The following is a 13,075-nucleotide window of genomic DNA, read 5'->3' as shown; positions in this document are numbered from 1 at the left end:
GAAGACGGGCGCTGCTAATACTCGAACATACGTTCTCACACCCCGAAGTGCAAGTCGCCCGCCTGCCGTATGAGGGGGTTCGCGCCGATCGAGTTGCGGATGCTGAACGTCACGCTGCCGGCCCGGTAGCGGTCGTCCGAGCTCTCCACCGGCCGGCCCTCCTGCGTGGTGGTGATCCGGCGCTGGCGCAGGAGGGGGCTGCCGCGCCGTACACCCAGGAGGCGGGCGTCCTGCGCGCCCGCGGCCACGGCGTCGATGAGGTGCTCGCCATAGGCGAAGACCAGCCCGGTGGAGTCGTAGAGCGCCTGCGTGATCGAGCCGCAGTCGCGCGGGATGGCCTCGACGGCGGCGGCGATCCAGCCCGCGTAGACGGTGCGCTCGACGAGGACGGGCTCGGTCTCGAGCGTACGCAGGCGCAGGACCTCCAGGACCTCCTCGGAGCCCAGCCTGGCCGCCTCCGCCGGACCCGCGGCCCGGCGGCGCTGCTGGAGCACCTGCCCGCCGAAGCTGTAGCCGTTGGATTTGGCCCACTGGGCAAAGCTGTGCAATTCCGCGAAACTCTGACTACGCGAGTTGCCGAGGACAATGCGGCGGGCCCCCTGACGGCTGCCGACCAGCCCTTCCGCCACCAGTACGGCCAGCGCCTGCCGTACCGTGCCACGGGCTGCGGAGTAGCGCGCAGCCAGCTCGGCATCGGTCGGCAACGTGGACCCCACGGAGTGCACACCCCGAAGAATGTCATCGCGCAGCTCAGCGGCGATTCGTTCATAGCGCGCGACCATTCTCGACCCTTCCCGTTCACGAAAGAGCAATCTTTATCCGACTTACTAGGGCTGGCCTTGTTTGTACAAGTTCCCCTAAGTTCGTTCTACACCCCCAGAGTGGAGGCGACGTGTTCACTCCTCGCGCCAGCGTGGCAGGCGTCATAGCAGCCCTAACCGTAGCCACCGCCGCCTGCGGCGCGGCACCCGGCACGCAGACCGCCGAACCGTCGAAGGGCGGGGTGGACGCCAAGACGGCCACCTCCGCCGCCGACTTCGGTGGTTTCGACAAGCTTGTGGAGGCGGCCAAGAAGGAGGGCAACCTCCACGTGATCGCGCTTCCCCCGGACTGGGCCAACTACGGCGAGATCATCAAGACTTTCGAGGCCAAGTACGGCATCAAGATCGAGAGTGAGGACCCGGACGCGGCCAGCGCCGACGAGATCAACGCCGTCAAGACCCGCAAGGGCCAGGACCGCGCCCCCGACGTGCTCGACCTCGGCCAGTCCTTCGCCATCAGCGGCGCCAAGGAGGGGCTGTTCGCGCCCTACAAGGTGCAGTCCTTCGACAAGATCCCCGAAGGCCAGAAGGAGGCCACCGGCCTCTGGACCAACGACTACGGCGGCTACGTCTCCATCGGCTGCGACGCCAAGAAGATCCCGAACTGCCCCACGAGCTTCAAGGACCTGCTCAAGCCCGAGTACAAGGGCAAGGTCGCGATGAACGGCAACCCGACCAAGTCCGGTTCCGCCTTCGCCGGCGTCTACGCCGCGGCCATCTCCAACGGCGGCTCCTTCGACGACATCCAGCCCGGCATCGAGTTCTTCAAGCAGCTCAAGGCCGCCGGCAACTACAACCCGGTCGAGACCACGCCGGCGACCATCGAGAAGGGCGAGACCCAGATCAGCATCGACTGGGACTACAACAACGCCGCCTACGCGCCGCAGCTGGCCGCCAAGGGCCTCGACTGGAAGGTCAACGTGCCGAGCGACGGCAAGTACTTCCAGATGTACGCCCAGGCCATCAACAAGGACGCCCCGCACCCGGCCGCCGCGCGCCTGTGGCAGGAGTACCTCTACAGCGCCGAAGGCCAGAACCTCTACCTCAAGGGCTTCGCCCGCCCGGTCCTGCTGCCCGTCATGACCACCGACGGCAGCGTCGACAAGGCCGCCGCCGAGAAGCTGCCGCAGGTCGACGGCACGCCCACGTTCCCCACCCCCGAGCAGGTGGACGCGGCCAAGGCGAAGCTCGCCGAAGGCTGGGACGCCGCGATCTCCGGATGAGGAAGTCCCGGGGCTGGCTGGGCGCGCTGCCGCTGTTCGCCGTCTACGCGCTCGTCTTCGGCGTCCCGGCCGTCGCCCTGCTGGCCGGGGCGTTCACCTCGCGGGGTGAGCCCACGCTCGACAACATGCGGCTGAGCCTGCAGGGCGGCAACCTGACCGCGATCGCCGGCAGCGTCCAGGTGTCGGCGGTCGTGGCGGTGGCCGGGGCCGTGCTGGGCACGTTCCTGGCCTACGCCGTCGTCACCTCCGGGTCGGGCGCGCTGCGCTCGGCCGTGCTGACGGCCTCCGGCGTGCTGGCCAACTTCGGCGGGGTGCCGCTGGCGTTCTTCTGGGTGGCCACGCTCGGCAACTCGGGGATCGTCAGCGGCCTGTTCGGGCTGCCTTCCGGCGTGCTGTTCACGTTCTGGGGGCTGGTCATCGTCTACCTGTACTTCTCGGTGCCGATGATGGTGCTCGTGATGGCGCCCGCGCTGGACGGGCTGAAGCCCCAGTGGCGGGAAGCGGCCGCCAACAACGGCGCCACCTCCTGGCACTACTGGCGCTACGTCGCCCTGCCCGTGCTCACCCCGGCCCTGCTCGGCGGCGTCGTGCTGCTGTTCGGCATGGCGTTCTCCGCCTACGCCACGGCCGCGGCCATGGGCGCGGGAACCGTCGTCCCGCTGGTCACCCTCAAAATCGCCAACGCGCTGACCAGCGACGTGCTGATCGGCCAGGAGAACGTGGCGCTCGCGCTCAGCCTCGACATGATCGTGGTGGCCGGGCTCGTGATGGCGGTCTACCTGCCGCTGCAGAAGAGGAGCACCCGATGGCTGCAGTGACGGGCCTGGAGAAGGTCCGCGCCGTGCAGCGGGGAGGCCGCTGGCGGTGGGCCGTGTTCCTGCCGGCCGCCCTGTACTTCCTGGTGCCGCTCGGCGCCTCGCTCTGGTACACGGTCTACAACGCGAACACCGGCTTCTCCCTCGCGCCCTACGCCGAACTGCTGACCGCCGAGGGCTTCGCCCAGTCGCTGCTGCTGTCGCTGAGCCTGGCCGTCGCGACGATCGTGCTGGTCCTGCTGCTCACGCTGCCGGCGATGCTGGCCGTACGGCTGGCCGCCCCGCGCCTGCGCCCCGTGATGGAAGTGCTGTGCACGCTGCCCCTCGTCGTGCCCCCGATCACGTTCGTCGTCGGGATCGGCAAGTCGCTGGCGGTGGGCGGCGAGGTGCTCGCCCCCACCCCGTTCTGGGCCACGCTCATCGCGATCCAGAACCCGGGCTTCCCCATGGTGCTCGTGCTCGCGTACGTGGTGCTGGTGCTGCCGTTCGTCTACCGCTCACTCGACGCCGGCCTGCGCACCATGGACGTGCGCACACTGGTCGAGGCGGCGCGCAACCTCGGCGCCTCGTGGCCGTACGTGATGTTCCGGGTGATCATCCCCAATCTGCGCTCGGCCATAGCCAGCGCCTCGTTCCTGACGCTGGCCCTGGTGCTGGGCGAGTTCACCGTGGCCAGGCTGCTCGGCTACCAGCCGTTCGCGGTCTGGATCGTGACGATCTCCGGCTCCAGGGGCCAGATGTCGGTCGCGGTCTCGATCCTCAGCCTGCTGCTCATCTGGCTGCTGCTGCTCGTGGTCTCCAGCGTCTTCGGTAAGGAGAAGAAGCAATGACCGAACGGAGTGAGGGCATCGTCAAACACAGCGACCTTGTCGCGAGACCGACGAAGGAGGGCTCGTGACAGCCCAGGTGGAGTTTCGGGCTCTTCGCAGGGTGTTCGGCAAGACGGTCGCGCTCGACGGCCTGGACCTGACCATCGAGCCGGGTGAGCTCGTCGCCCTGCTCGGCCCGTCGGGCTGCGGCAAGACGACGGCGCTGCGCTGCGTGGCCGGGTTCGAGCGTCCCGACTCCGGTGCCGTGCTCGTGGACGGCAAGGACATCACCGCCGTCCCCGCCAACAAGCGGGACGCGGGCATGGTCTTCCAGTCCTACTCGCTCTTCCCGAACCTCAACGCCGCCGACAACGTCTCCTTCGGCCTGCGGGTGCGCAAGGCCCCGGCCGCGCAGCGCCGGACCAAGGCGCTGGAACTGCTGGAGCTGGTCGGCCTGCCCTCCCACGCCGACCGCTACCCGCACCAGCTCTCCGGCGGCCAGCAGCAGCGGGTGGCGCTCGCCCGCGCCCTGGCCCTGGAGCCGCGCGTGCTGCTGCTCGACGAGCCGCTGTCGGCGCTCGACGCCAAGGTCCGCGTCAACCTGCGCGAGGAGATCCGCCGCCTGCAGCTCGATCTCGGCATCACCACCATCTTCGTCACCCACGACCAGGAGGAGGCGCTGTCGATCGCCGACCGGGTCGCGGTGCTGCGGGACGGCCGCCTGGAGCAGTGCGGCGCGCCCGCCGAGGTCTACGACCGGCCCGCCACCCCGTTCGTGGCCGAGTTCGTCGGCACCATGAACCACCTGGCCGGGCGGGTGTCCGGTGACCAGGTGACGGTGCTCGGCCAGCTCCTGCCCGTGGACGGCCAGGTGCCCGAGGACCCGTCCGTGGACGTGCTCATCCGCCCGGAGGCCGTCCAGGTCACCCCCGCGGCGGACGGCAGGGCCGAGATCCTGGCCGCCTCCTTCCGCGGCGCCTCGGTCCGGCTCAGGGTGGCCCTGGAAGGGGGCGAGGTGCTCGCCGACGTACCAGGTCACGAGGCGGTACGGCTCGCGGCCGGCACTAAGGTGACCGTACGCCTGGTCGAACGACCGGTCCTGGTGGCCGCCCGCACGGTCACGGTCCCCGCCCCCGTCACGGAAACAGCAGATGCCGTCTGATCTCCCCGCCGCCGTCCTGTTCGACATGGACGGCACCCTGGTCGACACCGAGGGCCTGTGGTGGCAGGCCACCGCCGCCGTCGCCGAGTCGCTCGGCCACGGCGGACTCGGCCCCGATGACGTCCCCCACGTCCTCGGCCGCTCGGTCGAGGACACCGCCGCCCACCTGGCGCCCGCCGACGCGGGGGCGGTGGCGGTCCGCCTCACCGACGCCTTCGCCGAGCGCATCGCCGGTGGCATCGACCTCATCCCCGGCGCCCTTGACCTGCTGCGCGAGCTGACGGCCGCCGGGGTGCCCACGGCGCTGGTGACCGCCTCGCCGCGGAGCATCGTCGAGCGGGTGCTGCCCAACCTCGACGGGCACCGCTTCGATCTGGTGATCACGGCGGAGGACAGTTCGCGGGGCAAGCCGTACCCGGATCCCTATCTGAAGGCGGCGCGGCTGCTGGGGCTGCGGCCGCAGGAGTGCGTCGCCGTGGAGGACAGTCCGGCCGGCATCGCCGCGGCCACGTCGGCCGGATGCCGGGTCGTGGTGGTCGATCCTGCGCACGGCCTGCCCGAACTGCATGCCATGTCGGTAAGCTAACCCGCCGTGAGCGGTGAAACCTCCCACATCGGGCGCTACAAACTGATCAGTGTGCTGGGCCGCGGCGGGATGGGCACGGTTCACCTGGCCGAGGACCCCGCAGGCGTGCGGGTCGCGGTCAAGGTGATCAACCCCGAGTTCAGCCAGCACGAGCAGTTTCGCATGCGCTTTCGCCGGGAGGCGGACGCGGCGCAGCGGGTGCGGCGGTTCTGCACGGCGGCGGTGCTGGACGCCGCGCTCGACGGCAACCAGCTCTACGTCGTCACCGAGTACGTGCCGGGGCCGAACCTGGAGGAGGCGGTCAAGCAGTCGGGACCGCTGACCGGCTCCAGCCTCGACGCGCTGGCGGTCAGTGTGGCCACCGCGCTCACCGCCATCCACGGCGCCGGGGTCGTGCACCGCGACCTCAAGCCGTCGAACGTGCTGCTGTCGCCGGTCGGCCCGCGGGTGATCGACTTCGGCATCGCGCGGGCGCTTGACGAGCTGGGCGGCGTGACCGGCACTGGCGAGATCATCGGCACGCCCCGCTACATGGCGCCCGAGGTGCTGCGGGGCGAGCCGGTCTCGCCCGCCTGTGACGTGTTCTCCTGGGGCTGCCTGATCGCCTTCGCGGCCAGCGGGCGGGCGCCGTTCGGCGGCGACTCGCTGCCCTCGATGATCTATTCGGTGCTCAGCACCGAGCCCGATCTCGGCGGTGTGGAGCCGGGGCTGCGCCCGCTGGTCGTGGCGGCGCTGCAGAAGGACCCGGCGCTGCGCCCGACCGCGCAGCAACTGCTCGACCATCTGGTGGGCAGGCAGGCCGCGCCCGAGCAGGCCGCGCACACCGTGCAGGTGGCCTGGCAGCGGGCGACCACCCCGATCACCACGGCGCAGCCCGCTCCGCCGGGAGGCGGCGCACGGCGCGTCAAGCTGATCGCGGGCCTCACGGCCGGGGCGGTGCTGGTCGCGGGCGGCGCCGTGGCGGCGCTGATGCTGTCGCAGGGCTCGCCGCCGACCCACCTGGGCCGCCTCTACCAGGAGGACTTCACGACCTCCTCCGGCGGCTGGGACGGCACCTACGACGCCGACGACGAGGCCAGCTTCGGCTACAAGACCGACGGCACCTACGGCCTCGACGTCGAGCCGAGCTACGAGCAGCGCTGGGCCAAGGCTCCGGCGCCCTTCGCCAACGCCTCCCCCACGCCCTCCCCCAGCGCCACCCCGACCCCGCTCATGCCCGACTCCGTGCTGATCAGCGTGACGGCGCAGGCCAGGAAGGTCTCCGGCGACGGCGAGTACGGCGTCTACTGCCACAACACCGCGGACGGCACCTTCTACGAGTTCGGCCTCGACACCACGGGCAACGCCCGGATCAGGAAGATCATCGACGGCGCCGGCGGCACGCTCGCGCAGCAGGCGGAGCTCGAGATCAAACCGCAGGCCAAGGTCCGGCTCGAGGCCTTCTGCGAGCAGTCGGGCTCAACGGTGAAGCTGACCATGTGGGTGGACGGCAAGCAGATACTGCGGGCCGAGGACCCCAACGGCATCAAGACCGGCCATGTCGGGTTGTTCGCCCGGGTGCCGAAAGACGAGAAGTCGATCATGAAGACCGTCTTCGACGACTTCGAACTGCGCGGCCAGCGCTCGGAGCAGCCCTGACTCACCCGGCGCCCGGCATGTCCGCGCGGCTGGAAGCAATACACGCGCGCCTGGGTTAGACAGGACTATGCGCGCAGTCGTCATCGCCGCCCAGGGCGGCCCAGAGGTCCTCGAATACGCCGAGCACCCCGATCCTGTCGCGGGACCCGGAGAGGTGGTCGTCGACGTCGCCGCGAGCGGCGTCAACTTCATCGACATCTACCAGCGCTCCGGCGTCTACCCGCTGCAACTCCCGAGCCCCATCGGCGGTGAGGGCGCCGGCACCGTCTCGGCCGTCGGCCCCGGCGTCACCGGCTTCGCCGTCGGCGACACCGTCGGCTGGGCGAACGTCCTGGGCAGCTACGCCGAGAAGGCCGTCGTGCCCGCCGACCGCCTCGTGCCCGTGCCCGACGGCGTCACCGCCGACCTGGCCGCCGCCGCCCTCCTGCAGGGCATGACCGCCCACTTCCTCACACGCTCCACGCACGAGGTCAAGGAGGGCGACCGGATCCTCATCCACGCCGGCGCCGGCGGCATGGGCCAGCTGCTCATCCAGCTCGCCAAGCTCTACGGCGCCACCGTCCACACCACCGTCTCCACCGACGAGAAGGCCAAGCTGGCCCGCGCCGCCGGCGCCGACGAGGTCCACTCCTACGACGACTTCGCGCAGGCGCTCGAGAACAGCATCGACGTGGTCTACGACGGCGTCGGCGCCACCACCTTCGACGGCGGCCTGGCCGCCCTGCGCCCGCGCGGCCTCATGGCCCTGTACGGCGCGGCCAGCGGCCCCGTGCCGCCCATGGACCCGCAGATGCTCAACCGGTCGGGCTCGTTGTTCCTGACCCGGCCCACGCTCGTGCACCACGTCGCCGAGCGGGAGGAACTGCTGTGGCGGGCCCGCGAGGTCTTCGGGTGGATCGCCGCCGGGCAGTTGCGCATCGACGTCTCCCACCGGTACCCGCTGGCCGAGGCGGCGCGGGCGCATGAGGACCTGGCGGCGCGCCGTACGACGGGAAAGCTGCTTCTGATCCCCTGAGACCTCAGCCCCGAGGACGGCTCGCCGTCCTCGGGGCTCGGGCTCACACGTGGGAGCCGCCGTCGACGCGCAGCTCCACGCCGGTGAGGTAGGCGCCGTCGGCCGAGGCGGCGTAGGCGATGGTGCCCGCGATCGCCTCCGGCTCGCCGAAGCCGACCTGCGGCATGATCCGCCCGTAGAAGGAGGCGTCCACGTCGTCGGGGAAGCTCACCGAGCTCATCAGCGGCGTCACCACGCCGCCCGGCGAGACCGCCACGACCCGCACGCCCTGCGGCGCCACCTCCGCCGCCAGGCTCAGCGAGAACGCCAGGACGCCGCCCTTGGAGGCCGCGTACCCGGTCATGTAGGGGTGCGCGTGCGTGGCCGAGGTGGAGGCCGTGTTGACCACGACGCCCTTGCCCTCCACCAGGTACGGCATGGCCTCCCGGCAGAACAGGAACGTGCCGAGCAGGTTGACGTCAAGGAGCCTGCGGAAGTCGGCGAGCGAGAGCGTGGCCAGCGGCGTCGTCTTGTGGATGCCGGCGACGTTGATCAACGTGTCGATCCCGCCGAACTCCTTGGCCGCCAGGGCCACGGCTTCCTTGACCTGCCCCTCGTCGGCCACGTCGGCGACATGCGGGGTGATGGCCGGATGGCGGGGAATCTCCGGGTTGAGGTCGACGGCGAAGACCCGCGCCCCTTCCTCCGCCAGCCGCAGGGCCGTCGCCCGCCCGATCCCGGTGGCCGCGCCGGTCAGCAGGACCTTCTTGCCCGCGAAACGCTCCATGAATCCTCCACGTCTCACTACGAGACAACTATGTCTCGTCTAGGATATGTCCTGATGAGCACCTCCGACTCCATGGCGAGAACCCGGGACGCGATCCTCCGCGCCGCCGCCACGGCGCTGCGCACCCACGAGCGAGCCGGCATGGCCGACATCGCCGCCGCGGCCGGCGTCGGCCGCGCCACCCTCTACCGCCACTTCGCCACCCGCGACGACCTGCTGGTCGAGCTCGGCCGCTTCGCCGCGGAGGAGTCCATCCGGGTGATCGACGCGGCCGGCATCGACGGCGTCGCGACCGAGACCGCCCTGACCCGCCTGACCAGGGCCCTGCTGACGGCCGGGCGCGAGTTCTGGGTGGTCAGCACCCACCGGCCGCAGCTGTGGCCGGAGGAGGAAGAGGTCGGCGAGCGGCTGCGCATCCTGGCCGAGCGGGGTCAGCGCGAGGGCGTGCTGCGCGCCGACGTCCCCGCCGAACTCCTGGCCGCCGCCCACGGCGCGCTCATCCTGGGCGCGCTGACGCTCGCGCCGCTGTCGGAGCTGGGCGTGGAGGACGCCACGGACACCATCGTCAGGCTCTACCTCCAGGGCGCCCGGCTCACACCCACGGAAGCGACGCCTCCACCCTGAACCCGCCCTGCGGCGACGGCGCGGCCCGCGAGACGCCGCCGAACAGCGCGGCCCGCTCGGCGATGTTGACCAGGCCGTGCCCGGACCTGCGCGGCGGCGCGGGCGGCCGGCCGGCGCCGTCGTCGATGACCGTGATGTCCAGCGCCTGCTCGCCGTAGCGCAGCACCACGTCCGCCTCGGCGTCCTTGCCCGCGTGCTTCAGCGCGTTGGTCAGCGCCTCCTGAACGATCCGGTAGGCGGCCAGCCCCAGCCCCGCGGGCACCGCCCTGACCCGCCCCTCGACCCGTAACCGCACCTCCAGCGGATGCCGCTCCACCAGCGCGTCGATCGCCTCGATGCCGGGCTGCCGCTCCCCCGGCTCCTCGCGCAGCCCGCCCAGCAGCAGCCGCAGCTCCGTCAGCGCCGCCTGCCCCGACTCTCTGATCGACTCCAGCGAGGTCCGCGCCGGCCCGTGGTCCTCCGCCGCCAGCGCCGACACCGCGACGTGCGACTGGATCACCATCGCGCTGACGTTGTGCGCCACGATGTCGTGCAGTTCGCGGGCGATCCGCACCCGCTCCTCCGCCACCATGGCCCGCGCGCGCCCCTCCTCGGCGCCGGCCGCCGCGACGACCCACCGCCGCCGCGCCACCCCCGCGCCCCACGGCAGCGCGCACACCAGCGCCGACATCACCCCCGCCGGCACCAGCACCCCCAAAAGCAGCAGTCCGTGGTACGGCGAAGCCCGCCACCTGCCCACCGTGTAAAAGGCGACCTGCAGAGCGGTGGACGCCCCCAGCTCGGCCCACGAGGCGTTGACCTCGGCCCAGACGTCCCAGCGCCCCACCGCCAGCCACAACACCCAGACCGCCGCCAGCACCCCGAGCGGCCACCGCCGCCGCAGGGCCAGGAGGGCGAAGGCCGCCAAATCCCCCCAGAACGTCAGCGGAACGCTCCCGATCTCGGCCAGCGTAGCCTCGGTGTAGGGAACCTCGATCAGCAGATACGCACACGCGATCCCGGCCAGCGACGCGTCGGCGGCCAGCGGGTGCCCCTCCAGCCACGCCACCAGCCTCCGGACCCGGTCCCGCAGCTCAGCCCGCACGGCCGACCGGCCCGGCCGCTCCGGTCACGATCCTGACCGCCGGGTCATCGGCGGGTTGGGGCGCTGACGCGGCCGGCGGGGCGAACAGGAGCACCGTCAAGAAGGCACTGCGCGGAGAGCGCCGTTCAAGGATCGACGTGGCCCGGCCGAGCAGACTATCGATCATAGACGGGAGTATCGCAGCACTCCCCGTCAATCCTGTACGGCCAGCCGTACCCCGAAGCCGATGATCACCACGCCCGTGAGGCGGTCGAGCAGGCGGCGGACCCTGGGCGTGCGCAGGACGCCGCCCATGAACGTGGCGAAGGCGACCAGCAGGGCGCTCCACACCAGCCCCTCGCCCACGTGTACGCCGGCCAGCGCCAGCCCCATCAGCGCGGGCGGCACGTCGTCCGGGATGAACTGGGGCAACATCGCCACGTAGAACGCGCCGACCTTGGGGTTGAGCAGGTTGGTCAGCAGGCCGCGCCGGAACGCGCGCGCGAACGTCTGGTCGGTGACCGGGGCGGCCTCCGGCCGGGCGGGGTGGCGGGCGTCCCAGAGCATGCGGGCGCCCATGTACACGAGGTAGGCGACCCCGGCCCAGCGCAGGATCTCGTAGGCCAGGTGCGAGGCCGCCAGCAGGGCGGACAGCCCCGCGGCGGTCGCCAGGCCCCAGACCAGGGTGCCGGCCTGGATGCCGAGGACGACGCCCCACGCCGGACGCCGGCCCGACAGCAGCGACGTGCGCAGGATCAAGGCCGTGTCCAGGCCGGGGGTCAGCGTCAGCAGGGCGACGACCGCGGCGAACGAGGCGATTGATGCTGCTATGTCCATGGAGGTCAGCGTAGCGAGGCGGCGATGTGCAGGGCGGCGGCGTAGCCGAACGTCATCGCCGGGCCCAGCGTGGCGCCCGGCCCCGGGTAGGTCTCGCCCATGACGGCGGCCGCGACGTTGCCCGCCGCGTACAGGCCGGCGATCGGCGAGCCGTCCCCGCGCAGCACGCGGGCGTCCACGTCGGTGACCACGCCGCCCTTCGTGCCGATGTCGCCGGGTACCAGGGGGATCGCGTAGAAGGGGCCCTTCTCGATGGGCAGCAGGTTCGGGTTGGGCAGGGTCGGATCGCCGTAGTAGTGGTCGTAGGCGCTGTCGCCGCGGTGGAAGTCGGCGTCGGAGCCGGCGCGGGCGAAGCCGTTGAAGCGGTCCACGGTGGCGCGCAGCTTGCGCGGGCCGAGTCCCATGCGGGCGCCCAGTTCCTCGACGGTCGCGGCCTTCTTGACGAAGCCGTTCTTGAGCCACGCGGCCTTGAACGGCTGACCGGGGAAGTGGCCGAGCATGATGTGCCGGTTCTTGGTGCGCTGGTCGATGACCATCCAGGAACGCACGGCGTCGCGCGCGTACATGGTGTCGACGAACAGGTGGTACGGCGCCGCCTCGTTGACGAAGCGCTCGCCCCGCCCGTCCACGACGATCATCCCGGGCACGCCGCGGTCGGTGACGAGGAACGTCGGCGGCTCGCCCGGCGGCACCGCGGCCGGCATGCCCCAGACCCGCTCCATGAGGTCGAGTTCGGCGCCGAGCGCGAGGGCGGCGGCGATCGTGTCGCCGGTCTGGGCCGGGGCCGCCGAGCTCCAGCGGGCGTCGGTGGGCAGCGGCAGGTACTTCTCCCGCATTTCCTGGCTGTGCGAGAACCCGCCCGCCGCCAGGACCACCCCGCCCCGCGCCTCGATCGTCCTGCCGCCCGCGCGTACGCCGGTGACCCGGTCGCCGGAGACGACGAACTCCTCGAACGGCGTGTTCACCCAGATCTTGCCGCCCGCCTCGGCCAGCGACAGGCTCAGCCGGCCGACCAGCGCCTCGCCCAGCGCGGCGTAGCGGGCGCCGGTGAGCAGCCCCTTGACCGCGCGCAGCCCGATCTTGGCCGCCATCAGCTTGCCGCGCGTGGTGCGCGTCATCATGTTGACCTCGTGGAACTCCGAGGACTTCATGACCATCCCGTACGTCGCCAGCTCGGAGCGCCGCATGATCCGGCGTAGCGCGCCGAGCCGGCGCAGGTCGAACACGGGCGGCTCCACCGAGCGGCCCATCGCCTTGCCGCCGGGGAGCTCGGGGAAGTAGTCGGGGTAGCCGCGGGCGTACTCGAAGCGGACGTGGCGGGTCCGCTCGTGCAGGAAGCGCACCTTCTCCGGCCCCTTGTCCAGGTACGCCGCCCGGCGCTCCTGCGGCACCCGGTCGCCGACCGTCGCCTTGAGGTAGGCCCCGGCCTCCTCCTTGCCGTCCTTCAGGCCGGTGCCGTCGAGGTAGAGGTTGCCGGGCACCCAGATGGCGCCGCCGGACAGCGCGCTCGACCCGCCGTACTTGTCCGTCTTCTCGATGACCACCGCGGTGAGCCCGCGCAACCGCGCGGTCAGCGCCGCGGTGAGCCCCGCGGCGCCCGATCCGACCACGACGACGTCGAAGCTGTGATCCCAGCGCACGACCAACCTCCCTTGTCTCATGGCGAGACATACATGTCTCAGTCACGATAACGCGTCCGATGACGTGATTAGTCCG

The 13,075-nt window shown here is 71.5% G+C and carries 14 protein-coding genes; 8 read left to right on the top strand and 6 right to left on the bottom strand.

The window, feature by feature from the left end; genetic code table 11:
- Positions 1-35 precede the first annotated feature (35 nt).
- The gene (locus ACFWYW_RS27550) at positions 36-782 is read right to left on the bottom strand and encodes a GntR family transcriptional regulator (RefSeq protein WP_379614797.1); all 747 of its coding nucleotides are present in this window, start codon (positions 780-782) and stop codon (positions 36-38) included.
- A 110-nt stretch (positions 783-892) separates the two neighbouring features.
- On the opposite strand from ACFWYW_RS27550, the gene ACFWYW_RS27545 reads away from it, so the two are divergent.
- The 7 genes from ACFWYW_RS27545 (at position 893) to ACFWYW_RS27515 (ending at position 8,069) form a co-directional block, all read left to right on the top strand.
- Positions 893-2,044, top strand: coding sequence for an ABC transporter substrate-binding protein (locus tag ACFWYW_RS27545; RefSeq protein ID WP_379614795.1), 1,152 nt, complete (start codon positions 893-895; stop codon positions 2,042-2,044).
- Positions 2,041-2,862: an ABC transporter permease gene (locus ACFWYW_RS27540; protein ID WP_379614792.1), complete on the top strand. Its 822-nt coding sequence runs from the start codon at positions 2,041-2,043 to the stop codon at positions 2,860-2,862. Before ACFWYW_RS27545 ends, ACFWYW_RS27540 begins: the two co-directional genes overlap by 4 nt.
- Complete coding sequence (locus tag ACFWYW_RS27535) at positions 2,850-3,689, top strand: ABC transporter permease (RefSeq protein WP_379614790.1); 840 nt, start codon at positions 2,850-2,852, stop codon at positions 3,687-3,689. The genes ACFWYW_RS27540 and ACFWYW_RS27535 overlap by 13 nt, the downstream gene beginning before the upstream one ends.
- Positions 3,690-3,753: 64 nt before the next feature.
- Complete coding sequence (locus ACFWYW_RS27530) at positions 3,754-4,830, top strand: ABC transporter ATP-binding protein (protein WP_379614788.1); 1,077 nt, start codon at positions 3,754-3,756, stop codon at positions 4,828-4,830.
- The gene (locus ACFWYW_RS27525) at positions 4,820-5,416 is read left to right on the top strand and encodes an HAD family hydrolase (protein ID WP_379614785.1); all 597 of its coding nucleotides are present in this window, start codon (positions 4,820-4,822) and stop codon (positions 5,414-5,416) included. Before ACFWYW_RS27530 ends, ACFWYW_RS27525 begins: the two co-directional genes overlap by 11 nt.
- Before the next feature lie 6 nt (positions 5,417-5,422).
- The gene (locus tag ACFWYW_RS27520) at positions 5,423-7,054 is read left to right on the top strand and encodes a serine/threonine-protein kinase (protein ID WP_379614783.1); all 1,632 of its coding nucleotides are present in this window, start codon (positions 5,423-5,425) and stop codon (positions 7,052-7,054) included.
- Between the two features lie 67 nt (positions 7,055-7,121).
- Positions 7,122-8,069 carry a quinone oxidoreductase family protein gene (locus ACFWYW_RS27515; RefSeq protein WP_379614781.1) on the top strand — a complete coding sequence of 316 codons (948 nt, stop codon included), beginning with the start codon at positions 7,122-7,124 and terminating at the stop codon, positions 8,067-8,069.
- Between the two features lie 43 nt (positions 8,070-8,112).
- Here the strand turns inward: ACFWYW_RS27515 and ACFWYW_RS27510 are convergent, their stop codons facing one another.
- A complete protein-coding gene (locus ACFWYW_RS27510) occupies positions 8,113-8,835 on the bottom strand; it encodes an SDR family NAD(P)-dependent oxidoreductase (RefSeq protein ID WP_379614779.1) in 723 nt (240 codons plus the stop codon).
- Between the two features lie 54 nt (positions 8,836-8,889).
- On the opposite strand from ACFWYW_RS27510, the gene ACFWYW_RS27505 reads away from it, so the two are divergent.
- A complete protein-coding gene (locus tag ACFWYW_RS27505; protein WP_379614777.1) occupies positions 8,890-9,459 on the top strand; it encodes a TetR/AcrR family transcriptional regulator in 570 nt (189 codons plus the stop codon).
- Here the strand turns inward: ACFWYW_RS27505 and ACFWYW_RS27500 are convergent.
- From ACFWYW_RS27500 to ACFWYW_RS27485, 4 genes are read right to left on the bottom strand one after another with little or no spacing between them, the layout of a single operon-like run.
- Entirely contained in the window at positions 9,428-10,507 is a 1,080-nt protein-coding gene (locus ACFWYW_RS27500; RefSeq protein WP_379614775.1) for a sensor histidine kinase, read from the bottom strand. The genes ACFWYW_RS27505 and ACFWYW_RS27500 overlap by 32 nt on opposite strands.
- A 25-nt stretch (positions 10,508-10,532) precedes the next feature.
- The gene (locus tag ACFWYW_RS27495; protein ID WP_379614773.1) at positions 10,533-10,709 is read right to left on the bottom strand and encodes a hypothetical protein; all 177 of its coding nucleotides are present in this window, start codon (positions 10,707-10,709) and stop codon (positions 10,533-10,535) included.
- 26 nt (positions 10,710-10,735) lie between these two features.
- The gene (locus ACFWYW_RS27490) at positions 10,736-11,359 is read right to left on the bottom strand and encodes a LysE family translocator (RefSeq protein ID WP_379614771.1); all 624 of its coding nucleotides are present in this window, start codon (positions 11,357-11,359) and stop codon (positions 10,736-10,738) included.
- Positions 11,360-11,364: 5 nt separating this feature from the next.
- Entirely contained in the window at positions 11,365-12,999 is a 1,635-nt protein-coding gene (locus ACFWYW_RS27485) for an FAD-dependent oxidoreductase (protein ID WP_379614769.1), read from the bottom strand.
- Positions 13,000-13,075: the final 76 nt, after the last annotated feature.

The organism is Nonomuraea sp. NPDC059023 (genome assembly GCF_042740095.1).
In the GTDB taxonomy this organism is placed as follows: domain Bacteria; phylum Actinomycetota; class Actinomycetes; order Streptosporangiales; family Streptosporangiaceae; genus Nonomuraea.
Note: the sequence above shows the minus strand (reverse complement) of the source record. Positions and strands in the feature narration are given on the sequence as shown.

What these genes read in the sequence shown, in the direction of transcription:
- ACFWYW_RS27515 (WP_379614781.1), top strand. Translation starts at nt 7,122, where the DNA reads ATGCGCGCAGTCGTCATCGCCGCCCAGGGCGGCCCAGAGGTCCTCGAA.
- ACFWYW_RS27540 (WP_379614792.1), top strand. Translation starts at nt 2,041, where the DNA reads ATGAGGAAGTCCCGGGGCTGGCTGGGCGCGCTGCCGCTGTTCGCCGTC.
- ACFWYW_RS27510 (WP_379614779.1), bottom strand. Translation starts at nt 8,835, where the DNA reads ATGGAGCGTTTCGCGGGCAAGAAGGTCCTGCTGACCGGCGCGGCCACC.
- ACFWYW_RS27495 (WP_379614773.1), bottom strand. Translation starts at nt 10,709, where the DNA reads ATGATCGATAGTCTGCTCGGCCGGGCCACGTCGATCCTTGAACGGCGC.
- ACFWYW_RS27505 (WP_379614777.1), top strand. Translation starts at nt 8,890, where the DNA reads ATGAGCACCTCCGACTCCATGGCGAGAACCCGGGACGCGATCCTCCGC.
- ACFWYW_RS27490 (WP_379614771.1), bottom strand. Translation starts at nt 11,359, where the DNA reads ATGGACATAGCAGCATCAATCGCCTCGTTCGCCGCGGTCGTCGCCCTG.
- ACFWYW_RS27550 (WP_379614797.1), bottom strand. Translation starts at nt 782, where the DNA reads ATGGTCGCGCGCTATGAACGAATCGCCGCTGAGCTGCGCGATGACATT.
- ACFWYW_RS27525 (WP_379614785.1), top strand. Translation starts at nt 4,820, where the DNA reads ATGCCGTCTGATCTCCCCGCCGCCGTCCTGTTCGACATGGACGGCACC.
- ACFWYW_RS27535 (WP_379614790.1), top strand. Translation starts at nt 2,850, where the DNA reads ATGGCTGCAGTGACGGGCCTGGAGAAGGTCCGCGCCGTGCAGCGGGGA.